Raw genomic sequence first — 21,868 nt, 5'->3', positions numbered from 1 at the left:
CCTCTTTTTTTCACGCCAGTCCCTCCTCGAAAGTCAAAATGTTCATTGCGATTCGGCTAGCCATTCCAGTACAGTTGCAGCCCACGTATATCCAGTTCCAGCACTGACAGCTACGACAATATCTCCTGGGGCAAGACGTCCCTCTTGCTGTGCGACATGCAGTCCAATACAGGGATCTAGTGCAGACAAATGCCCGTAATGATCGAGATAAACGGCCTGCTCCTCGCTCAGCTGCAGACGTTCCAACAGCTCCAAGAACATCGAACGCTTTGTGTGCAAGGGAAGCAGCAGCTTCAAATCATGCAGGGATCGATTGCTTTTTGCCAATGCCTTCTCTACGACATGGACAAAGTTTGGTATCGAGATGGGATCAAGTCGTTCTTTCATATCGCTCGGATTCGGCACATCGATGTAATGGAGTCTGTTTTCCACCGTTTCATGACTAGGTTTGTGCCTCGAACCGCCTGCAGGTACCCTTACATCATCGTGAAAAGAACCATCCGTGATGACACAGCTATGGAGAATTCTGCTCTTAGTAGCACCGCGCTTTACGAGAGCCGCTGTCCCCCCATCTGCAAAATTAAACATGAAGCGTGAGCGAGGATTGTCGTAATCGACGATTTGTGATTCTTTACAGCCAGCAACCAACAAGATGTTTTCAATGGATGCATCTGCCGTTAGCATATCTTTGGCAACCTTCAAGGCGATTGGAAAGCACGAGCTGACGTTCATCATCTCGAAACCGTATGCGTTTGTCGCTTTTAGTTCGTATGTAATCTTTGGTGCGCTGGACCATACATAGTAATCTTTGTGCGGGCTGCCAAAGTAAATAATCACGTCTATCTCAGATGGATCGATCACCGAGCCGGTCAGCTGTTGGGCAGCGAGCACAGCGAGGTCTGATGCATGAAGGGTGTCATCTGCGACATGCTTTTGATATAGACCGAATTTTTCGATAATAATTCGTGCGGGGATTCCTGTTTTTTCAGCCAAACATTCAGCTGTTTCTACTCCCTCAGGAAAAAATACGGACGTCGCTTCCACTCCGATGGTCTGGTCGTGGATCGTATTCGCTTCAAGATGATTCATACTTTCGCTCCTTCCTTCGGTACGAGCATCGTCGCTGTTCCAGTCAGAACTACTTTTCCACGCTGATTCGTACATTCCGTAAGCAATCGGATGATGCCACGCTCTTCTTGATACTCCAGCACAGTGGCGGTCGCGGTGATCGTGTCTCCGATCAATACCGGAGCTGTAAACTGAATGGTCTGGTCTTTGTAAATGGAACCGATGCCAGGCAGCTGCATCCCGAGCAATCTGGACAACATGCTCGCCGTCAACAGTCCATGTGAGATACGCTGGCCGAATCGCGTGTCTTTTGCGTACTGTTGGTCGATATGCACCGGATTGTAATCCCCACTCATTCCTGCAAATAGAACGATATCTGTTTCCGTAATCGTTCTGCTAAAAGATGCTTGCTCCCCTATTGCAAATCTCGCCATGTGAATCACCTCATTGTGTAATGGAATCTGTCTTCAACCTGGTCAATGCTTGCTTGATAATTTTCCCTGTTGCATTGCGTGGCAGCTCAGTTAAAAACACAAATGACTTCGGGATTTTATACTTCGCCAGTCTTTGCTCACAGTGCGCTTTGATGTGTGCTTCCGTGATGACTGCACCTGATTTGGGCACGATAAACGCCTTCGCGACCTCTCCCCATTTTTCATCGGGTACACCAACGACTGCGGCTTCCTGAACACCATCCAGCTCGCCGATGACCTGTTCCAGCTCCAGCGGATAAATGTTCTCCCCGCCTGAGATAATCATGTCTTTGCGCCTTCCTACGATATAGGTGAACCCTTCTTCATCAAAACGTGCCAAATCCCCTGTGTACAGCCACCCATCGCGGATGGTCTTGGCTGTTTCTTCTGGTCTGTTCCAGTATTCCTTCATCACATTTGGACCTTTGACAAGCAATTCTCCGATTTCGCCCTGACCCACGTCTTTTCCGTCATCCGAGATCAGGCGAACTTCGCAAAACATGACGGGCTTGCCGATTGAGCCGGCTTTTCTTCTCGCATCTTCCTTCGCAATCATAAACACAGTGGGGGATGTTTCTGTTAGGCCGTATCCTTGTCCAAAAGGGAGGCCTCGCTCCTGAAAATGCTGGATGAGTTCCTTGGGGCATGGAGCGCCGCCGTTGTAAAACCAACGGACGGAATCGAATGATGTGGTCGCAAATAAAGGGCTTTGACGAATGGCTTCATGGATGGCGGGCACACCCATCACGATGGTGACTCGGTGCGTTTCGATTAGTTGAATCGCTTTATCAGGGTCGAACTTCCCGGCGACAACGACGCGTCCACCAGCAAGCCATGTAGGGAAGGCAAACAGTCCGATTCCCCCGATATGAAAGAGTGGCAATAAGACAATCGAGCAGTCTTCTGAGGTGAGATCAAGCGCGGCTACATTGTGAACGGAGTTCCAAAACATATTTTCTTGGGTGAGCACTGCTCCTTTAGGCTTACCTGTCGTTCCTGATGTATAGCAAATGATGTATGGATCATCTCCACTGCCATCATCTGCATCGGTCCTAGTGTGCTGGGATGACTCACTCGGGCCATCCTGGCTCCAAGGAAGTTCTCCCGGTTCCAGCCATATCATGTGCGCGACATTGGCCTTCGCCTTAATCAACTCAATGGTGGGAGCGAACTGGGGCTGGGCACATAACACGCGAATACCACTATCCTCAAACTGATAGTCTAATTCTGCAGGGGTCAAGCGGATATTAAAGGGGACAGCAATCGCACCGAGTTTGGCGATGGCAAACAGCAGAAGCACATACTCCAAACTGTTTTGGGACAAAATGCCGATCCGGTCCCCTTTTTTGACCTGTAGCTCATAGCGTAAATAATTGGCAAGATGTTGGATCTGTTCATTCATTTCTTGATACGTAAGTGATTGATCGTTGGCAATCACTGCGATCCGCGTCGGAGTGATTCGGGCTCGCTTTTCAATCCAATAAGCAATTCCGTGCATGAACTCTACTCCTTTGCCTATAAAATGGATCGGTTACGGCTTGGCAGCAATCCCTTTCATAATCATTGACATGGCTGTTTCTAACACCTCTTCCGGTACGTCTTCATTTTCCCAGTAAACCCAACGCATCCCGATGAATTGTCCAATCGACATGAGAGAATAAGCCAGCGTCTCATGATCCATCTCTCGAAACGCACCTTCGTTCATGGCGTTCTTCAAACTTCGTACGTACCCCGCTGCCAATTTGGCGTAATACCAGCGATACAGCTCCTGGTCGACGAGCGCAGCCTGTTGAATAATGCTGTACATGTTGCGATGATGTTTGATCCAACGAAAAAAGGCGAGAAATCCTAGGCGCAAATTCTCTTCTTGCGTGGTTGCTCCCATGATCGCTTCTTTGATCGTCGAACGAAGCTCTCTGCTCAACTGCCTAATCAATTCATCATAGATCGCTTTCTTCGACTCGAAATAATTGTAAAACGTTCCTTGGGACACCTGTGCATGCTGTGTGATCAAGACGATAGATGCATCATAATAACCCAGCTCGCCAAACACATGCTCAGCGGCATCCAGTATTTTTTTGCGGGTTTCCTGTCCTTTCTTGGTCAAAACAGGGGTAGTCTGACTATTTTCTGACACCTGAATCACCTCTCAGTTTTATTATATGTATAATTCTAAATATTACAACATATTTCATTCTCTATTTTTCTGCGAAAGGATCATTTCCAATAATTGACGCGAAACGATTTGAACGAACAAGCGTCTCTATTTATACAGAAGCATCATACAAAAAGCTCCCATGCGAACGCACGAGAGCTAAGTAACCATATAGGGCTTGTCTGATTAAAGAACGCGCTTGGCTTTTACCACACGCTTCTCCCAGTTTGTCCCATCATACTTGGAGTAAGTCACACCCGGACTGCCATACGTGTGCAAAATTTTCCCGTTACCCGCGTAAATCGCAACGTGTGTGATGCGGTCAGAAGAGCTGTTGACAGATGCCTTCATGAAAACCAGATCGCCTTTTTGCAGATCATTTTTGGAAACGGTTTTCCCTACAGTAGATTGCTGGCGGGAATCGCGCGGCAGTGTAATGCCCGCTTCTTTAAACACGCGTTGTGTAAAGGAAGAGCAGTCGAACGTTTTGGTTGTGCTGCTGCTGGAACCGTATTTGTACTTTGTGCCCAAATATTTTTCGCCATTTTTGATCACTTGATCAGCAATATTGCTGACTGGCGGTTCTGGCTTGCTAGGAGTCTCAGAAGAGTCTGTTTCCTCAAGAATACGACGAGCTCCTACAAATTTGTCACTGTACTCCGAATATGTTTTTAAAACTACCTCGTCTTCCCCTTGCGAAGAATAGACGAATTGGTCACCGCCTATGTATATTCCCATAAAAGTTGGGCTGCCGCTTCCGCTGGAGGCGAAGAATACCAAATCCCCTGGCTCCACGCTTTTTTCGGATACTTTCGTCCCAGTCTTGTACAGGCTAGAGATTGTGCTCCCGATGGAAATCCCTACTTGTTTGTACGTATACGTAGCCAGCTCCGCTGATCCGAATTGCTTCGGTCCCTTTGCTTTGTACTGGTAATCCTTCCCAATCAGAGAAGTAGCAATATTCGCAACCTCTGATTGTTTTGAATCTTGTGTCTTAGCGGCCACTACTCCAACTTGACCACCCATTAACAGGGACGTACTCAGCATGACTGCTACTGTTGACTTCATTACCCAATCTCGTTTCGTCACTTTCTTTTCCTCCTTGTCATGTTGTGGCACCCGTCTTGGGTACATGGACAGAATAGCGCAAGAGGAAACAGGAGGATAAGACCGTAAAATTTTCCAATGATGGAATTGGTAGCATGGGACTAGTCTGAAAACAAGGTGTAACGTAGGCGGTTGCTACTTCTTAGTTCCATGGAACCATAAAGGTTACAAAACGGTTTCAAGGATGGTTTTCTTCGCGAAAAACGGCTATTTTGCTGGCATGAGCCCCAAACTAAAACCATCTTCTGCTTGTTTCTGTCAGAAGATGGTCCTCGATTCTCCCTATTTCATTTTCGCTGTAAACTGCCCCCACGTCTCTTCTCCCCACTTGAGAGTGAGGACATCGCCATCCGAAACCGGTCCTACCCCCGCTGGCGTACCCGTGTAAATGATATCTCCTTGATCCAGTCCAAGATGTTCGGAAATATAGGCAATAATCGTTTCCAAATCAAAAATCACATCACGCAGATTGCCGCGTTGTACTTGTTCTCCATTTTTCAGCAAGGAAAAATCAGTTTGGTGCAGCTCATGGATACCAGGGAAAGAATGAAATGATGTCAAAATAGCTGAATTTTTAAACCCTTTTGCCAACAACCATGGATGCCCCGCTTTCTTCAGCTCGCTCTGAACATCCCGCAAAGTAAAGTCAATTCCGAGTGCTATTTTGTCAATCATCTCGTCAAGTGTAACGCCAGCCTCATAAGGTCTCGCGATGTGAATCACAAGCTCCGCCTCATAATGGAGCTCTCCACGAGATGCAGGAAGGTCAATGGTCTTTCCATTTGCCAGTGCAAGCGCATGTGTTGGCTTATCAAAGATCATTGGCTTGGTCGGCACATCGTTCCCCAACTCCGCAGCATGCAATCGATAGTTGCGACCGATACAGTAAATATTTTTGACTGACTCCATTTTGTCCTCTCCTTTGGTGGCTGTCTCTTTTTTCACTATATCATGGCTGCATGGCGTATTACAGCTTGTCTTGTTCGTCCTCATCCATGCAGTTTTCATAGCCAGGCCAAAGACGGGCATTTCCTCGTGCTTCTACCTCAATCACGGTATCACAAATAGATTCCAACGCACTCTCCAGATCCATCTCTTGCTCAGAGCTCCAGGAAAATTCGTAATGAAAAATCACTTGCTGCTCTGTCGCTTCGGAGAGGACAAAGGCAAACCGCTGTTGTTGTTCCACGACATGCTTTCTAGCTTCAACTGTCGCTTCTACCGAGAACAAACCATCCCATTCCGCAACCATATATATAGAAGTAACATCAATCCATAGGGAGGGAGTATCATTCGTCCGCCGGAAAATAACAGAGTCCTCCCGATAAAACCCGTAGCCAGAGGGCAGCGCACCCGAGAGCTTAAACGGGATTCCTACAGGCAAATCATGTGGCTTCAATGCGTGGACAAGTCTCCCAGGCAAAAGATAACACCCATCCTGCTGGCGGTCTAACCGTTCTCCCATGACGAGAACCTCTTGATTGTGTGAATCACCTGTCACCTGAACAAACATCACGGCACCTCCCTCTAAAACAGTATGGTCAGGAATGCATGACTCAAAACCAAAACAGCATCCATTTTTTTCCTGGAGAAATGCCGAAAAAAACAGGGTTCATCCATAGGATGCCCCCTTTATTCCTTCTAAGCTACGCACGTATGATCGCAATCACAATATGTTCGTCATCGTATGATTTTGCTTTGATTTTCACAGGGAAATCATACAAGTTGGTAAATTTAAAGTCCTTATAGCCATACGCTACTGTAGCATCTTGACCCGCTGGCACGTATCCCACTGATTTGCTGTGGTTATGCCGTTCTACCATGGTCATCCCTGCTTCCGCAGCTGCATTGTAGAGTGTGCTGGAAACCTGACAAATCCCGCCTCCATAGTCATCGACGAGCTGGCCGTTCTGAATAACCCCGGCCTGTTGCCAACCATCCTCTGGCAAATTCGAATTTCCCACTATTTCATTGAAAGAAAACACCTGTTGCGGCTTGATTTTTTCATTATGAATCTTGCTCAATGCTTGCTTGATGTTATGTTTGCGCGCATCTGTGCTGTTTTTCATCGATGAGTAATAAAAGCCGAGAACCTCCTTTTTCTTGAGGTCCATTTTCTCCACATACTTTTCCTGTAACTTTTCCTGCAACTCGATAGCAGGAGTTAACGAGTCTAATTGCAACGCCATTGCATGCTCAGGCGCGGAGTTCATACCGAGCGAGAATACAAGGGCCACTGTAGCCAAAGTGATCAGCCAATGCCGAACTTTCTTCATTTCTACTTCCTCTCCCACATTTGTTGATCGATTTGCTGACGCGAAGCTCCCGATTGATATCGTCTATCATTGTTTTTATGCCTTGCCTCTTACAATGTTACGTATGGGAAAAGCGACAATCAACCTGCAAATGTTGGGCTTTTTGTCCTACAGCAGTTCTACTCGTCGTCCTCATCGATAACCCCAAGGGCTTTGTTCTTTTCTTTAAAGCGCTGGTTATGAGAAGAAACGTACGCCATCCGATCTGCTACCGGGTCAATGTGCAATTTGGCACTGTTTACGGCTACAGCCGCATCGGTGAAAGCTCCCGCGATCAACGTAATCTTGCTGTCAAAGCTCGCAAAATCTCCCGCCGCAAAAATCCCTGGTAGATTCGTTGCCAGACGAGGGCTGACAAATACGTTCCATTCATCCATGTCCAAGCCCCACTCTTTAATCCCGGTGAAATCTGCCTTCAATCCGTGATTGACGATAATGGCGTCTACATCGATTTGCTCCGTCTCGTCTGTCTCCAGATGACGTATCGTCACTTTATCGATCGTTTCTTTGTCTGAGCTTTGCAATTGCGTGACCGCATATGGCGTGCGAATAATCGCAGAGGACTCTTTCATGCGCTTCACATTCCGCTCATGTCCACCAAATACATCACGACGATGCACAACCGTTACAGACGCTGCGATCTGCACCAGTTCATTTGCCCAATCGACCGCGGAGTCACCGCCCCCTGAGATGAGGACGTGCTTGCCACGGAATGGCTCCAGTTCCTGCACCGTATAATGAAGATTTGTCACCTCGTAGCGCTCTGCTCCTTCGATCTCCAGCTTTGCCATTTTCAAAATACCTCGACCCAAAGCCAGTATGATCGTGCGAGTCCAATGCCGTCTCCCTGATTTTGCAACGAGGATGTATGTGCCGTCTTCTTGAGGTTCTAGTCCAATGATCGCCTCACCTAGGACGATGGTGGGATCAAATGTCTTCGCTTGTTGCACCAGGTTGGCAATCAGCTTTTCACATAGTTGTGGTGGTACACCGCCTACATCCCAGATCATTTTTTCTGGATAGATCAACATTCGTCCACCGAGGTCTTCTTTCGCTTCAATGAGTTTCGTCTTCATATCGCGCATTCCGCTATAAAAGGCAGCGTACATCCCCGCAGGGCCACCGCCAATAATGGTTACATCAAATAGCTCCAACTGTTCTCCCACAACTACCCCTCCACTGTCTTTCTTGTTTGTTTATGAATCATCAAGTCTTGATGAAAATGAGATTCATTATCACAATGTGATTGTAATGGAAAATGGAGGAGGATTCAACATTGAAGAAAAAATAAAAAAGGCTCGTTATTAGCTTCATCAGCTAATTTACGAACCTGTTGTTTGCCATATGGTGCGGTCGAGAGGACTTGAACCTCCACGGTGTTGCCACCACTAGAACCTGAATCTAGCGCGTCTGCCAATTCCGCCACGACCGCATAAAAATGGTGCCGGCAATAGGACTTGAACCCACAACCCCCTGATTACAAGTCAGGTGCTCTACCAATTGAGCTATACCGGCACATTACGAGAAACTATTTAATTCGCACATTCTAGTGAAAGAATGGCGGAGCTGACGGGACTCGAACCCGCGACCTCCGGTGTGACAGACCGGCGTGAACTCCAACTTCACCACAGCTCCATGTGGTTTTTGTCCCCCATCTTGCGGCGACTTCTGTAATATAGCACGAGCCTATCTCGTAATGCAATAGTTTTTAAAAAATAAAATAAAGATTATTTTTTTCATAGATTTACCAAGCAAAATCCGATAGAATTTTAGCTAGATATGCAGATTTTAGTAGATTGGTGGAGACGATGACATGAAAAAGACTTCGAGGCTACTAACCTTCCTCGCCCTCTTCACTCTGCTGCCTACTGCTGCCCATGCTTCCTCATCGGCATATGTGGTATCAGCAGGTGATACGTTGAGCAAGATCGCTCGCGAACATCAGGTCACGGTGGATCAAATCATTCAATGGAACCAACTGAATGATGATAGATTGTCAATTGGACAAACTTTGTCAATTCATGGTGCAAGCACTTCTGACTCCATTGCGACTGACATTCCTTCCGATGTAGCCGTCGATCAGAATGATAACGCTACCACTGAGTCTAAAGAACTAACAGCTGGTGAAAAAGCCCGCGTCACTGGTGATGTGCTGAATGTGCGTAAAAAGCCTTCGACTGACGCAAAGGTGTTAGGCAAGCTACGATTCGGTTCTATTGTAGAAGTCGTAGAAACGGGTAGTGAATGGACGAAAATCGAATTCGAAGATCGTGAAGCTTACGTTGCTACAGAGTTCCTCAGTCCAAACCTCACTTCTAGCGTTTCGCTGCCTGCCGAGGTAAATGCAGAAGATCTGGGTCGAATGAAGGAAATTTTTGAGCCATTGCTCAATACACCATACGTCTTAGGCGGAACCACCCCGAATGGCTTTGATTGTAGTGGCTTTACTTCATACGTTTTTGAGCAGCTTGGGGTTACACTTCCTCGCACTTCTGAAGATCAATTCCGTGGCGGTCAAGAAGTGTCACTTGATCAAGCTCAGCCTGGTGACCTCTTGTTCTACGATTCTCTTGGAAAAGGACGAGTGTCCCACGTAGCGATCTATCTGGGTAATGGGGCAATCGTGCATGCGAACGGCGAAGATGTTCGCTATGGCAAAGTCGAATACATGCATAAGCTCTATCCGTTTTACGGTGTGAAGCGTTACGCTAATTTCCAGTAAGCTTTCCTACACAAATAAGAAAACAAACAGCCCTATCTGCCTTTGCAGCAGTTCGAGGGCTGTTTGTCTTTCTTTGCCTAATGTATTTCGGTATTATGGGCCTGCTGCTGCTGTTGCCCTCCGATTTCGATTTTGCCCAACGCTTGCTTCATTTTGTCGAGCTGAAGTTGATAATCACGAACGACTACGGTAAGAACACTGACAGACTCCTTGAAATCCGGCTCGCTGCTTACTCTGTCGATGGCTCTATGTAGATGCAGCATCTTGTTCTCCGTTTCCCGTAATAGGTCGAGTAACTGCAATCCGTTTACCACGTAATCACCTCATCTGTTTTTTCTTACTTTCTCCTTCCCCTCTGTTCCCTATGCGCATAAAAACGCTTTGCAGCATGAATAAAAAACGTCCGCTCATGACATAGCGGACGTTCTTCCTATTTAGTTCAAGCGAGCAGACGCGAGCTCAACGAATTTGTCGATATCTTTTGCAACCAAAGAGAGAGAGTTCCGCCAGAAATCGACTGAGCGTACATCAACATCCATGATGGCTGCTACATCCGCAACACTCATTTTGCCTGTTACGGACAAGAGCTTGTCGTATTGCTCAACAAAAGCTTCCCCGCGCTTGAGATACTCTGCGTACAAGCCTTTCGCGAACAGAAGCCCAAAAGCATACGGGAAGTTGTAGAAATTGTAATCCGCGCTATAATAGTGCGGTTTGCACACCCACATGTACGGGTGTAGAGCTGCAGGATCCAAACCATCTCCGTAAGCGTCCTTTTGCGCTTGCAGCATCAGTTCGTTCAGAGTGGAAACTGACAAGGCACCTTCTGTTCTGCGCTCAAATACAGCAGTCTCGAACAAGTAACGGCTATAAATATCGACGATCACCTGGCTTGCCCCGCTGATATCATTTTCCAAAATCGCGAATGCTTCCTCGGAGGTCGCTTGTTCTAGTGCAGCATTGGCAATGATCGTTTCGCACAAAATGGATGCTGTTTCGGCGATTGGCATTGGGTATTCACTATTCAAGAATGCTTCGTTTACGAGACATTCTCCGTGATAGCCATGTCCCAATTCATGTGCCATTGTGCTCACATCACTGTAGCTCCCTGTGTAGTTGGACATAATTCTGCTCTCCCCTACGATGTGCAGGTTGTAGCAAAATGCCCCTCCACGCTTGCCTTCACGAATCTCTGCATCAATCCACTGATTGTCATAAGCCCTTGCTGCATAGTTTGCGAGCTTTTCGCTAAAGCTACCAAAGTGCTTCACGATGAAGTCGCGGGATTCCTCGTATGAGAACCGCATGTCTGCCTCGCCCACTGGTGCAAACAAATCATAAAACGGCAACTGAGCGCTCTTATGACCGAGCAGCTTCGCCTTTGTACGGAAGTATTGATGGAAGGATGGCAGGCTCTCACGCATTGCCTGAAGCATCGCTTCGAGTGTCTCGCGGTCCATGCGGGAGTCTTGCAACGTTTTATCCAGCGGTGATTCATAACCTCTGAGCTTCGCTACAGTAATAACCTCGCCCTTAATTCCATTCAAGCTGGCAGCAGCAGCTTCATCGATTTTTTTGTAAGCCGCAAGCTCCGCCTCGTATGCCGTTTTGCGAAGCTGCGGATCTTTTTCGTTGGCCATGTTCCGCACCACTGGCAATGGAAGCTGTTTGTGCTCCCCATCGATTGTAATATCTACAAGCAGTGTGGAAGTCAGCATTTCATGGAGCTTTGTCCATGCATTTGACCCTGTATTTTTCATTTTTGCCAAGACGATTTCTTCTTTTTCGCTCAGCATGTATTTGCTCTTGTCTGACATTTCTGTCAACATAAAGCGATGTGTCTCTAACAGCTCCGATTGGCTAATCAACTCGTTCAGGTTGCTCAACGATCCTAACCATTTTTGGAATTGTACGCCTGGTTCTACCAATTCAACAGCCTGATTCTGTACTTTTTCAATCGCGAGCAGTGCTGCTTCATTCTTGGCATCGACGCTGGCAGTCAGCTCTCCGTAGGCGTACAAGCGGAATTGCGTTTGCAGGACGGAGGTCATCATCGTGATGTATTTCTCCATCTTCGCTACTGCATCTTCTGAAGATTGCAAGTTTTGCGCTGCCCAGCTTTTGATCTCTTCTGTTTCACGTACTAGCTTCTCCCAATCTTGTTTCCATTCCGGTGCATCAAACGAGGAATACAAGACTCCCAAATTCCAACGCATATTCATGGGCACGCGCCTCCTTTTCGCTTATGTAACAAGCCTATTGTAAAAAAAATTAGATGGATTCTGCAAGTTTTTACTAAGAAAACTTCTTTTGCAGGCGATCACGCTCGCACTGGCTGCGTCAAAAACGTCAATGCCGACAAAGCAAAAAGTTGGGTGGATTCCACCAATTGGTCAATGGCTACATACTCATCTGCATGATGAGGAATATGGCGATCGCCTGCCCCTGTCGTCAAAATCGGAATGCCGGCCTTGTGCAGGAAGGTTCCATCTGTCGCACCTGGAACGCCATTATATACGGGTTCTTTTTTCGTGATTTCCCGATAGGCACTCGCGACAGCGGTCACGACTTCTTCCTTCATGCCAGTCAGCGTCCAAGGACGCTCTTCGATGACTTCCAGAGTGGCTTTGAACTTGTCATCTTCTTTGCTTAATTCTTCTAATATGGCACTAATTTCTTTGAACAGCTCTTGGTGGTCCTGCCCGGGTACCGTGCGAATATCAAGTGTCGTCATGCATTGATCGGGTACGACGTTGATTTGGGCGTCTCCTTTGACCGGGGCCTGCAAAATCGTCGGAGTGATACTCGGCCACCCCAACATCGGGTGCTCGCCCAGACGAGCCATTTCCTTGCGCTCCAGCTCCTCTAACGCCACTATGGCGCGTGCCATCCTTGTGTTCGGATTTATTCCCGTCAGTGGCATGGCACCATGCGCCATCTTGCCAAACGTACGAAGGATCGCTCGCATGGCTCCTTTTTGCGTGATGCAGAGCTGATTTTCTTCCGGTTCGCAGATGATAGCAGCATCAACGTTGTTAGCCCAGCCGCGACGGATGAAATCTTTGATCCCGATCATCATGCTCTCCTCATCGCAAGGGATGCACAGGAGGATTTTGCCTGTAAAAGACTGTTTGGATCGTTGGATAGCTTTGACGGCACATATCGCGGCAGCCAGATTTCCTTTTGTGTCACAGGAGCCACGCCCGTAGATACGCCCACCAGATATTGTCCCGCCAAAAGGGTCGTAGCTCCAAGCATCCCGATCCCCTTCTGTTACGACATCTGTATGGGCTTCGAACAAAAGCGTTTTACCAGGTCTGCCCGAATCGTAAAAAGCGATGACATTCGGTCTGCCTGGCACAACCTCCTCATAGAAGACCTGCAAACCCATATTGCGAAGATAATCGGCGACAAATAACGCGACCCGCTCTTCATTCGCCCCTGCCTGATCAGGGCGAAACACACTCGGAATTCTAACGAGCTCCTGCGTTAGGCGCACAACCTCTTGCTCGTCAACAAAGGATATCACCTGATTCATCCGCCAATCCTCTCCTCTGCATCCAATTATGTTATACCTATGCCTGGAAGTAACTGCGATAAGATGGCAGTCCCCCCGCTTCCTCTGCGTGCTTAACTGCTTGAATGACGGCTTCTGCCAGCACATCTGTGGACAAAGCGCCCACCAAGTCTACACTCGCCTCAATTTCGTCTGTTGCTACAGCAAAGACCGTATCGCCATCGTACATGGTGTGAATCGGACGGATCGCACGGGCAAGCCCGTCGTGTGCCATTTGCGCTACTTTGTTTGCTTCTGCTTTGGACAAGCGGGCATTGCTCGCGACTACGGCAATCGTCGTGTTCGTGCCTGGAGGGATCGGGGCAAAAGCATGCTTTCGCATCATCTCCAAGCTATCCCGAATGGTTCCCTGTTCATCTCTCGGCCCGGCTAAGATCGTCCCTGACTGAGGATCTACCACATGACCGACCGCATTCACAGCGACGATGGCGCCTACCACGAGTCCATTGGGTAAAATCACGGAAGCTGTGCCCAATCCGCTCTTCATTGCATTCCCAAATCCATTCAGCTTGCCTACTGACGCACCTGTACCAGCACCGACATTTCCTTGTGCCACTGTCTCACGGCTTGCTGCCTGTGCTGCCTCATAGCCCATTTGACGATCAGGCCGAACACGATAGTCGCCTACAGCCAGGTCGAACAAGACTGCCGCAGGAACGATAGGAACGACGCCATAGCCAACATCCAGTCCGATGCCTCGTTCCTCCAAATACTGCATGACACCGGTAGCAGCATCCAAACCGTATGCACTGCCACCCGAAAGGCAAATCGCATGGACGACACTCACCAGATTTACAGGGTCCAAGAGGTCCGTCTCGCGGGTGCCCGGGGCTGAACCCCGGACATCCACGCCGCAGACAGACGGCTTTTCCAGCATAATCACACTGCATCCCGTTAATGTTTCTTCGTTATGTGCATGCCCGACGAGAACGCCGGGTACGTCAACTATCGTTCCGGTCATTATAAGTCTCCTGAAATTTTCGATTTTTGCCTGCCTGCTGAGCCTAATTTCTTCCAGGCCGCCACGACAGCCAATGTAACAATGACAGAAACAATTGCTTCTGGCAAGCCGCTCGTGATTGCGACTGTGGTCGCTACACCGAGAGTCATATATCCTCGAATGACGGCCATGCCCAGTACCAGGATCGTGTTTGTCATCGCCCCGATAAAACCAGCGGCACCAATCGCCAAGTACTGATTGATGTTTTTCAAGCCGACATAGGTCAAGTAAGCAGTCACACCGATAAACAAACGTGGCAGGATGGCTACCAGCGGGTCTTTAAAAAGCGGAACGGTGGCATTTAAGAAAGAAGAGACTCCAAATATAAGGCCAATGATCATACCAACGCCCCAGCCCTCCATTATGCCCCCGATGACAGCCGGGATGTGCATAATAGTGGCGTTGCCCGCTGCTGTCGGAACCGGAATGTAGCCGAGACGAGTCACCCCGAGCAAAATCGCGATCGCACCCAAAACGCCTGCAATGACAATCTTGCGCACGGTCAAGCCTTTCTCCATGCATACTCCTCCTTTTACGAGTTTTATGTGGAATGCCCTACTCGGGCGAGTTCCCGCTAGTCTCCCCTACCAAGGTATGGCGAGCATGACCGCAGAAATGACTATGCTTGCGATCAGCGCGACGTAATCTTTGCCTACCGCCTTGTACTGGGTGTATCTGGTTCGTGAAGCACCGGGTGTGTAGCATCTGGCTTCCATTGCCAAAATCAAATCTTCTGCTCTGGAGAGCGCCACATTAAACAGCGGAATGATGATGGGAAACATGTCTTTTGTTCTCTGGATGATCCGCCACCATTCTCCTGTCCCGAAATCTGCACCACGGGACGCTTGTGCTTTCATCATTTTTTCCATTTCCATCGCGAAGGTAGGTACAAAGCGCACAGCAATCGTGATGATCAATGCAAACGCATGAACCGGAAACTTTACTTTTTCCAGAGGCCCCAGCAGTCGCTCCATTCCGTGCGTAAGTTCCGTTGTAGAAGTACTGAGCGTGAGGACACTCGATAAGAAGATCACTTCTACAAAGCGCATGGCAGACACAATGACGAGGCGTACACTCTCACTCGTGATCGTGATGAAGCCGTATTTCAAATAAACGGTTCCGCCATTGACAACCTCGCCGTAAAAAAGCAACTGCATGATCGCCAAAATGATGATAAAGGGGATAGCGGGCTTAATCCCGGATATGCCGTAATGCAGGGGAATTTTCGAGATTTGAAACATCCAGATACAAATGGCTAAAGCAAACAGGTTGCCTACGTATGTATCGCAGATGGCAATCGCTAGAATGAGGATGACGAAAGCACCAAGCTTGAATCGAGGATCGAGACGATGAACAACCGAAGCAGTGGGTAAATATTGCCCGATGGTAATATTGCGCGTCAATTCAAATTCTGCTGACATGTGGACCCCCTCCTTAGCGGTTCAACAGTTTCAAAATTTCCATCGCTGTTTCTTCGGGTAAAAAAGCGCTAGGATCGATGCTGTAGCCCTGCTCATGGAGCCTGTATAAAATATCAACCGATTCCGGTGTGCCGATATGATGTTGCCGCAGCAATTCCTGGTTGCCAAAAATTTGTCGAGGTGTCCCTTCGCAGACTGATTGGCCGTTTGCCATGACGTAGACACGATCAGCAAGCTTGGCGACCTCTTCCATATTATGCGAGACGAAAATGACCGTTAGCTTTTCTTCACGATTGAGACGGCGGATGCGATCCAATAGCTCAAGACGAGAGCGCGGGTCCAGCCCTGCTGTTGGCTCGTCAAGCACGAGAACCTTGGGTTGCAGGGAAAGGACGCCAGCCAATGCCACCTTGCGCTTCTGTCCGCCACTTAAGGCGAAAGTCGGACGGTCTTTCATCTCCTGAAACGAGAGGCCGACCAAGTCCATCGCCCACTGAACCCGTCGCCGCACTTCCTCTAAAGGCAGCCCCATCCGAAAAGGGCCATAGGCTACATCATCACCGACCAGTTTTTCGAACAGTTGATCCTCCGGGTTTTGAAAAACGAGCCCTACTTGTCTGCGCAACGTACGAATATCGATCTTCGGTGAAGATACATCCATTCCATTGATGATAACCGTACCGGACTGCGGGCGAATCAGGCCGTTAAAATGCTGGATTAACGTCGACTTTCCCGATCCGGTATGACCGATAATCGCCAAGCATTCGCCCTCTGCCACCTGGATGCTTACCTGGTCGAGAGCCCGATGTTCGAGGGGCGTTCCTTGCATATAGATATGAGATAGATTTTCTACGTTTACGATCGGTTGCATCATGAACCACTCGCCTCCGCTTGTCTGACGTATAGACGATTAACCTCCGCAACAACTTCCTCATTGTGGATAAGATCAGGTGTAAATTCGCTATATTCGGAGTGGACGAGCTGAGCAATTCGGCTCGCGTCTGGAACATCCAGATGTAGCTCGCGAAGTCTTTCCTGATGGGAAAATACCTCTCGCGGAGTGCCCTCCAATACGATCCTGCCGCCCTCCATCACGATGACGCGATCTGCTTCCGCTACTTCTGACATGTGATGGGTCACTGTGACGATCGTCATTCCTTCGCGATGCAGCTTGCGAACGACTGCCAAAATATCCTGTCTACCGTAGCTGTCCAGCATACTCGTCGCTTCGTCCATGACAAGGACTTGCGGCTTCATGGCCAATATCCCCGCAATGGCGATCCGCTGCTTTTGGCCGCCAGACAAATGATGGGGAGGCCGATGGCGAAATGCACTCATTCCTACTGCCTCTAGTGCAAAATCCACACGTGTTTTCATCTCTTCCGCCGATGTCCCGATGTTCTCCAATCCGAAAGCCACATCGTCCTCTACAATCGTCGCGACAATCTGATTATCCGGATGCTGAAAAACTATCCCGACACGGCTCCTCACTTCATGGATTCGTTGTTTTTCACGCGTGTTGATCCCGTTAACGATGACGTCGCCTTCCTTTGGAGTCAAAATTCCATTGAGATGCTTAGACAGCGTTGACTTACCGGAGCCATTATGACCGATGATGGCGACATACTCTCCTGGAAACACTTCTAGGGAGACATTTTGCAGGACAGGAATTTGTTGATCTTGGTTAACCTGATAGGCAAACGAGACATTTTCTACACGAATAATCGGTTGTGGTGTCATGCTCTCCCCTCGCCTCTTCGTAAAAGTCGTATGTGTTGTGTCCACCATATAAATAAGCAACTACCGTGCCAAATAAATATGTTTTTAATTTTCTGTAAATTACACACGTAACGGTTCCACTCTGTTGCAAATATGCATCGCTGATGTTGCAATTGCATCAATTTCTACTACCTTTCGTAGCGCTTCATCTTTCTCCATAGGGTGGACCGATCCATTCCCAAAATTTTCGCCGCCTCCCCCTTGTTTCCCTTTGTCTCCGCCAAAACCTTTCGGATGACTTCTGCTTCTCCCTCTTCTTGATCTCGAGAAGATTGACGCTGATACAGCTTCTTGGCAAAAAAAGCGGTGTCCTCTTTGCCAAGCGCGTCATTCTTGCAAAGCAAGACCATTCTTTCCACCACGTTGCGCAACTCTCGTACATTGCCTGGCCAGTCGTATTGTTTGAGAACGTGGAAAACGGCCTCTTCTACTTTCAGATGCCTTTTATTTTCCCGTTCCTTGATTTCTTCAATGATCGATGTCACCAATAGCGGAATATCTTCAATTCGCTCTCGCAAAGCAGGCAACTCTAGCGTCAACACATTCAATCGGAAGTACAGGTCTGAACGAAACTGCTTTTCCTCCACCAGTCGTTCCAAATCCCGATTCGTCGCCGCGATGATTCTCACATCGACAGGGACGATGCGTTCTCCGCTGATTCTGCGCACTTTTTTCTCCTGCAAGATACGCAAAAGCAACGCTTGGATCGGGATCGACATCTCTCCGATTTCATCGAGAAACAGAGTGCCTCCATGGGCCAATTCAAACAGCCCGGGCTTTCCACCTTTTCGCGCGCCTGTAAAAGCGCCCTCCTCGTATCCAAATAACTCGCTCTCCAATAAATTGCCAGGGAGAGCCGCACAGTTAACCGGGATGAACGGACCGGTTGCACGCTGGCTGCTCAAATGAATCCCTTGGGCAAACAACTCCTTGCCAGTCCCAGTCTCCCCCTGTATGAGAACTGTCGCATCTGTCCTTGCAAATGTTTCCGCCCATTCCTTCGCTTCCCGGATCGCAGAAGACTCTCCCACGATATCCTCCAGGCGGAATTTGGCTTCCAAGCCGCTCTCCATGCTCTGCTTGCGAATGCGCATCTCCATTTTTTGAATGTCGGTGATCTCTTTAAAAGTGGAAACCGCACCCACGATTTCACCCTCCACGACAATCGGCAAACGGTTGATGATAATTTGTCGATTAAGGATCGTCGCAATGTCCCCAATCTCCTTTTTTCCCGTTGCCAAGATTCTCAACATATCTGAATTGGGGATATAACGGGTAATTTTTTGTCCAACGATATTGCCTGGCAGACCGAGTATTTCCATCGCGTTTTTATTGACCCCGATAATCATGGAATCCCGATCGACCGCGATGATGCCGTCGTGAGAAGCGTCAAGAATCGCCTGCATGTGGATGTCATGAATCATTTGTCTGGCTCTCCTTCCTCGGCATGCTCAAGCATGACTGCTACTTCTGGTGCTGGCCTTCTTGCCCGGCGCTTTTTTCGTTTCTTTTTCCGTAAAATGAAAATGGACAGAAGCATCAGCGCGAGGATGGCAAGCTCGATCGGTTGTGCCAGCTTTGCAGAAGTCCAGCCACTCATGCCCAGCAAGTGAAAGATGACGGCTATGTAAAGGAAGATTGATGCTAGGTTTTGAGCTTTCACCTGGTTCACCTCTGTTTTTGCATGTGAATGTCTGAGAGTAGATCTGCCTGCTCAAATTCCTTTTTGAATTTGGTAGACCCGCACAGTGTGATCATTTTCATTTTGAATCCCTCTTCATACACCTCGTATTTTTCGCAATAATCTGACTTACACTCTACGAAAAACTCCCATGGAGCCGTGAACATAGCTCCACAGGAGAGTTGGTCTTGTTGTCTTTCGATTAGATAGGAAGCAGCTCTACAAATTCTTTGCTTTCCAAGTCTTTCACCATGTCGAGCCATGCTTGCGGCTTTTGTGGAAGCACAGCGTAATAGCGCTTCAAGAACGTGACGATCAGATCCGCTTCGAGTGTCGTTTGCTCTTCGTTTGTCGGCATGAAGCCCAGATCGAGTCCGGATACCGCTTCCCCGTCATTTTGCCAGGACGGATGCACATACGAAAAGTTCGTACGTTTGTAGCCCAGATGAGAGAGCACTTCACGGCGTACAAATGGGTCCATTGGCTTGATTCCGCCAAAGCTGTGTTCTTCCACGCGGTACGGGTCGTAGATTTCAGCAAACATTCCGTACAGCTCCTTGCCGTTTTCAGCAGCAAGAGCGAGCAGATCCTTTTGACGCTCTCTGGCGAGGAATCGTCCCACTCCGAGTCCTTCTCGACCAATGATCGTGAAGTCTGTCATGGCTATGTTCATGTCCGTGTAATAACGGTATTCGGTAGCGCCCACAACTTCTCCTTCGTGTACAGCTACAAATACGCGAATGCCTGGATCCTCGAGTGGCTCTTTCCACAGATCGTACGCCAATACTTCCTCAGGCGGGAAAACCTCTTGCATCAAACGGTGCATCTTCGCAAACAGCGGATTGTCAATATGTTGAATACGTACGAATTCCATCAGTCAAATCCCCTCTCAATCGATTATGTCGGATTACGTTCTACAGATGCTGCTGAAATGGATTTTTCCATTCCATGAGTGTCGCGTAGTTGCGAGATTCCTCATCTTCCAAATAATTCGCCACGACCTGAACAGGCGTGCGACCGCAGCGCATGAGAAATGTAATCACCGGGTCTCTTACTTCCCCTGTCAGTACTCGCTCCAAATACTGCTCAGGTGTCCATTGGTCTGCAAAACGTCCATATCCCGGCATGCGACCTCCACCCAGCAATCTGCACAGTCCTTTTTGTACCACCAGCTCATACATCGCTTGCATCATCTGTTGACCCAATCCCAGCTTGCGGAAGCTCGGGCGGATGCAAATATCTACGATGTACAGCGTGTCCCCTTGCGGATCATGGTTACGGATATAACCGCTATCCGTGACATCCTCCCACTTATGCTCGGGGTGAGCCGGATCAAATTTCACGAGCAGCCCTGTCATCGAACCTGCCAAAACGCCGTCCACTTCTACACAAATGGCACCTTCCGGGAACAGCGTAATATGGTTCGTCAGCTGCTCCTGGTTCCACCATAGCTCAGACGGGAATGGCGGTGGAAAACTCTCCGCCTGTATTTGGATCAATTCGAAGAAGTCAGCGTGATTGTAGTTGCGAATAACAGCTTTGCGTGGCTTGTTCCCTTCAAATACATACAGCTCTTTTCTGTACATATGCATCCTCCTGCTGTCCAGAGTCACGATGGAATGCTTACTTCCAGTCTGTATACAAATCGGTGCGGCGGTCGCGCCAGGTTGTGACAGAGCCTTTTTCCCGCACGTCGTATAGCAATTGAATATCCAGATCAGCGGTTACCATCATGTCGTGGTTGATTTCCCCTTCAGCAAGAATGCCTCGCGGAGGGAACGGAACATCGTTTGGCGTCAAGATCGCCGCTTGTCCAAAGTTCGCTCGCATGAAATCAACTGTCGGCAGCGAACCTACAGTACCAGTCAGCACGACATACACTTGGTTTTCAATTGTCCGTGCATGACTTGTATAACGTACGCGATGGAATGCATGGCGATCATCCGTGCAGGATGGGCAGAAAATGACGTCTGCGCCCCGTGCTTTGGCGATGCGCACCCACTCAGGGAACTCAATGTCGTAGCAAATAATCATCGCGACCTTCCCTTTGTCGGTCTCAAAGATTTGCAGAGAGTCGCCAGCCCCCATATTCCAGCCTTTTACTTCCCATGGCGTGATATGGATTTTTTTCTGCTGGCCTACACGTCCATCCGGGTAAAACAGAAAAGCCGTATTGTAAAGCTTGCCGTTTTCTTCGATAATGTGCGTCCCGCCAATCAAATACATCTCATATTTGGCAGCGAGGGAACGAAACAGCTCGACATATCGGTCCGTGAATGATGGCAATGCCGTAATCGGCAGCGCATTGCCCTGCTCGTCTCCAATTGACATGAGTTGAGTCGTAAACAGCTCCGGGAAAAGGAGAAATTCTGTGTCGTACTCTTGTGCGTTTTTCACGTAGTGCTCAACTTGATTGGCGAAGTCTTCAAAGCTATGTATGGTATGCAGATGGTACTGCACAGCGGAAACACGCATTTTCATGCCATTCTTCCTTCCTCAGACGTGATAAGAACCTCTCAGAATAAAATATATCAAAAACAGTCTGGAAAGTCTCGTCATGGGCTGTATGA

The 21,868-nt window shown here is 48.4% G+C and carries 23 protein-coding genes and 3 tRNA genes; 1 reads left to right on the top strand and 25 read right to left on the bottom strand.

Features of this window, described 5'->3' with window-relative positions:
• Window positions 1–42: 42 nt before the first annotated feature.
• The 12 genes from C7R91_RS15050 to C7R91_RS14995 form a co-directional block, all read right to left on the bottom strand.
• A complete protein-coding gene (locus C7R91_RS15050) occupies window positions 43–1,089 on the bottom strand; it encodes a 3-oxoacyl-ACP synthase (RefSeq protein WP_047069096.1) in 1,047 nt (348 codons plus the stop codon).
• Window positions 1,086–1,502 (bottom strand): MaoC family dehydratase, encoded by a 417-nt coding sequence (locus tag C7R91_RS15045; protein ID WP_047069095.1) that lies wholly within the window; start codon window positions 1,500–1,502, stop codon window positions 1,086–1,088. The genes C7R91_RS15050 and C7R91_RS15045 overlap by 4 nt, the downstream gene beginning before the upstream one ends.
• Before the next feature lie 10 nt (window positions 1,503–1,512).
• On the bottom strand, window positions 1,513–3,039 hold the full coding sequence (locus C7R91_RS15040) for an o-succinylbenzoate--CoA ligase (RefSeq protein ID WP_047069094.1): 1,527 nt from the start codon (window positions 3,037–3,039) through the stop codon (window positions 1,513–1,515).
• Window positions 3,040–3,072: 33 nt separating this feature from the next.
• On the bottom strand, window positions 3,073–3,678 hold the full coding sequence (locus C7R91_RS15035; RefSeq protein WP_047069093.1) for a TetR/AcrR family transcriptional regulator: 606 nt from the start codon (window positions 3,676–3,678) through the stop codon (window positions 3,073–3,075).
• A 204-nt stretch (window positions 3,679–3,882) separates the two neighbouring features.
• Window positions 3,883–4,785: a C40 family peptidase gene (locus C7R91_RS15030; protein WP_047069092.1), complete on the bottom strand. Its 903-nt coding sequence runs from the start codon at window positions 4,783–4,785 to the stop codon at window positions 3,883–3,885.
• 300 nt (window positions 4,786–5,085) lie between these two features.
• Window positions 5,086–5,712, bottom strand: a complete 627-nt coding sequence (locus tag C7R91_RS15025; protein ID WP_047069091.1) for a fumarylacetoacetate hydrolase family protein — start codon at window positions 5,710–5,712, stop codon at window positions 5,086–5,088.
• A 58-nt stretch (window positions 5,713–5,770) separates the two neighbouring features.
• The gene (locus C7R91_RS15020; protein ID WP_047069090.1) at window positions 5,771–6,316 is read right to left on the bottom strand and encodes a hypothetical protein; all 546 of its coding nucleotides are present in this window, start codon (window positions 6,314–6,316) and stop codon (window positions 5,771–5,773) included.
• Between the two features lie 133 nt (window positions 6,317–6,449).
• On the bottom strand, window positions 6,450–7,079 hold the full coding sequence (locus tag C7R91_RS15015) for a VanW family protein (protein ID WP_047069088.1): 630 nt from the start codon (window positions 7,077–7,079) through the stop codon (window positions 6,450–6,452).
• A gap of 158 nt (window positions 7,080–7,237) precedes the next feature.
• Window positions 7,238–8,284 (bottom strand): NAD(P)/FAD-dependent oxidoreductase, encoded by a 1,047-nt coding sequence (locus tag C7R91_RS15010; protein ID WP_047069087.1) that lies wholly within the window; start codon window positions 8,282–8,284, stop codon window positions 7,238–7,240.
• A gap of 179 nt (window positions 8,285–8,463) precedes the next feature.
• Window positions 8,464–8,550 (bottom strand) — tRNA-Leu (locus C7R91_RS15005).
• A 7-nt stretch (window positions 8,551–8,557) separates the two neighbouring features.
• Window positions 8,558–8,633 (bottom strand) — tRNA-Thr (locus tag C7R91_RS15000).
• A 43-nt stretch (window positions 8,634–8,676) separates the two neighbouring features.
• A tRNA-Asp gene (locus C7R91_RS14995) sits at window positions 8,677–8,753 on the bottom strand.
• Between the two features lie 178 nt (window positions 8,754–8,931).
• Here C7R91_RS14995 and C7R91_RS14990 point away from each other — a divergent pair.
• Window positions 8,932–9,840: a C40 family peptidase gene (locus tag C7R91_RS14990; RefSeq protein ID WP_047069086.1), complete on the top strand. Its 909-nt coding sequence runs from the start codon at window positions 8,932–8,934 to the stop codon at window positions 9,838–9,840.
• 77 nt (window positions 9,841–9,917) lie between these two features.
• Here C7R91_RS14990 and C7R91_RS14985 read toward each other — a convergent pair whose 3' ends face one another.
• From C7R91_RS14985 to C7R91_RS14920, 13 genes are all read right to left on the bottom strand, one after another.
• Window positions 9,918–10,154: a hypothetical protein gene (locus C7R91_RS14985; protein ID WP_047069085.1), complete on the bottom strand. Its 237-nt coding sequence runs from the start codon at window positions 10,152–10,154 to the stop codon at window positions 9,918–9,920.
• A gap of 120 nt (window positions 10,155–10,274) precedes the next feature.
• The gene (locus tag C7R91_RS14980) at window positions 10,275–12,062 is read right to left on the bottom strand and encodes a M3 family oligoendopeptidase (protein ID WP_047069084.1); all 1,788 of its coding nucleotides are present in this window, start codon (window positions 12,060–12,062) and stop codon (window positions 10,275–10,277) included.
• Between the two features lie 98 nt (window positions 12,063–12,160).
• Window positions 12,161–13,378 (bottom strand): M20 family metallopeptidase, encoded by a 1,218-nt coding sequence (locus tag C7R91_RS14975; protein ID WP_047069083.1) that lies wholly within the window; start codon window positions 13,376–13,378, stop codon window positions 12,161–12,163.
• 37 nt (window positions 13,379–13,415) lie between these two features.
• Window positions 13,416–14,378 (bottom strand): P1 family peptidase, encoded by a 963-nt coding sequence (locus C7R91_RS14970; RefSeq protein ID WP_047069082.1) that lies wholly within the window; start codon window positions 14,376–14,378, stop codon window positions 13,416–13,418.
• On the bottom strand, window positions 14,378–14,935 hold the full coding sequence (locus C7R91_RS14965) for an ECF transporter S component (RefSeq protein ID WP_047069080.1): 558 nt from the start codon (window positions 14,933–14,935) through the stop codon (window positions 14,378–14,380). The genes C7R91_RS14970 and C7R91_RS14965 overlap by 1 nt, the downstream gene beginning before the upstream one ends.
• A gap of 66 nt (window positions 14,936–15,001) precedes the next feature.
• Window positions 15,002–15,838: an energy-coupling factor transporter transmembrane component T family protein gene (locus tag C7R91_RS14960; protein ID WP_047069079.1), complete on the bottom strand. Its 837-nt coding sequence runs from the start codon at window positions 15,836–15,838 to the stop codon at window positions 15,002–15,004.
• A 13-nt stretch (window positions 15,839–15,851) separates the two neighbouring features.
• Window positions 15,852–16,712: an energy-coupling factor transporter ATPase gene (locus C7R91_RS14955; protein WP_047069078.1), complete on the bottom strand. Its 861-nt coding sequence runs from the start codon at window positions 16,710–16,712 to the stop codon at window positions 15,852–15,854.
• Complete coding sequence (locus tag C7R91_RS14950; RefSeq protein ID WP_047069077.1) at window positions 16,709–17,578, bottom strand: energy-coupling factor transporter ATPase; 870 nt, start codon at window positions 17,576–17,578, stop codon at window positions 16,709–16,711. The genes C7R91_RS14955 and C7R91_RS14950 overlap by 4 nt, the downstream gene beginning before the upstream one ends.
• 167 nt (window positions 17,579–17,745) lie before the next feature.
• Window positions 17,746–19,041: a sigma-54 interaction domain-containing protein gene (locus C7R91_RS14945; protein WP_047069076.1), complete on the bottom strand. Its 1,296-nt coding sequence runs from the start codon at window positions 19,039–19,041 to the stop codon at window positions 17,746–17,748.
• A complete protein-coding gene (locus tag C7R91_RS14940) occupies window positions 19,038–19,280 on the bottom strand; it encodes a hypothetical protein (protein ID WP_047069075.1) in 243 nt (80 codons plus the stop codon). Before C7R91_RS14940 ends, C7R91_RS14945 begins: the two co-directional genes overlap by 4 nt.
• A gap of 220 nt (window positions 19,281–19,500) precedes the next feature.
• Window positions 19,501–20,172, bottom strand: a complete 672-nt coding sequence (locus C7R91_RS14930; RefSeq protein ID WP_047069074.1) for a hypothetical protein — start codon at window positions 20,170–20,172, stop codon at window positions 19,501–19,503.
• 40 nt (window positions 20,173–20,212) lie between these two features.
• On the bottom strand, window positions 20,213–20,884 hold the full coding sequence (locus C7R91_RS14925; protein WP_047069073.1) for a GNAT family N-acetyltransferase: 672 nt from the start codon (window positions 20,882–20,884) through the stop codon (window positions 20,213–20,215).
• A gap of 37 nt (window positions 20,885–20,921) precedes the next feature.
• Entirely contained in the window at window positions 20,922–21,779 is an 858-nt protein-coding gene (locus C7R91_RS14920; RefSeq protein WP_017248204.1) for a carbon-nitrogen hydrolase family protein, read from the bottom strand.
• Window positions 21,780–21,868: the final 89 nt, after the last annotated feature.

Origin of the sequence: Brevibacillus formosus, from assembly GCF_003013405.1 — a bacterium.
Taxonomy (GTDB): domain Bacteria; phylum Bacillota; class Bacilli; order Brevibacillales; family Brevibacillaceae; genus Brevibacillus; species Brevibacillus formosus.
This window is presented reverse-complemented; position numbering and strand designations above follow the sequence as displayed.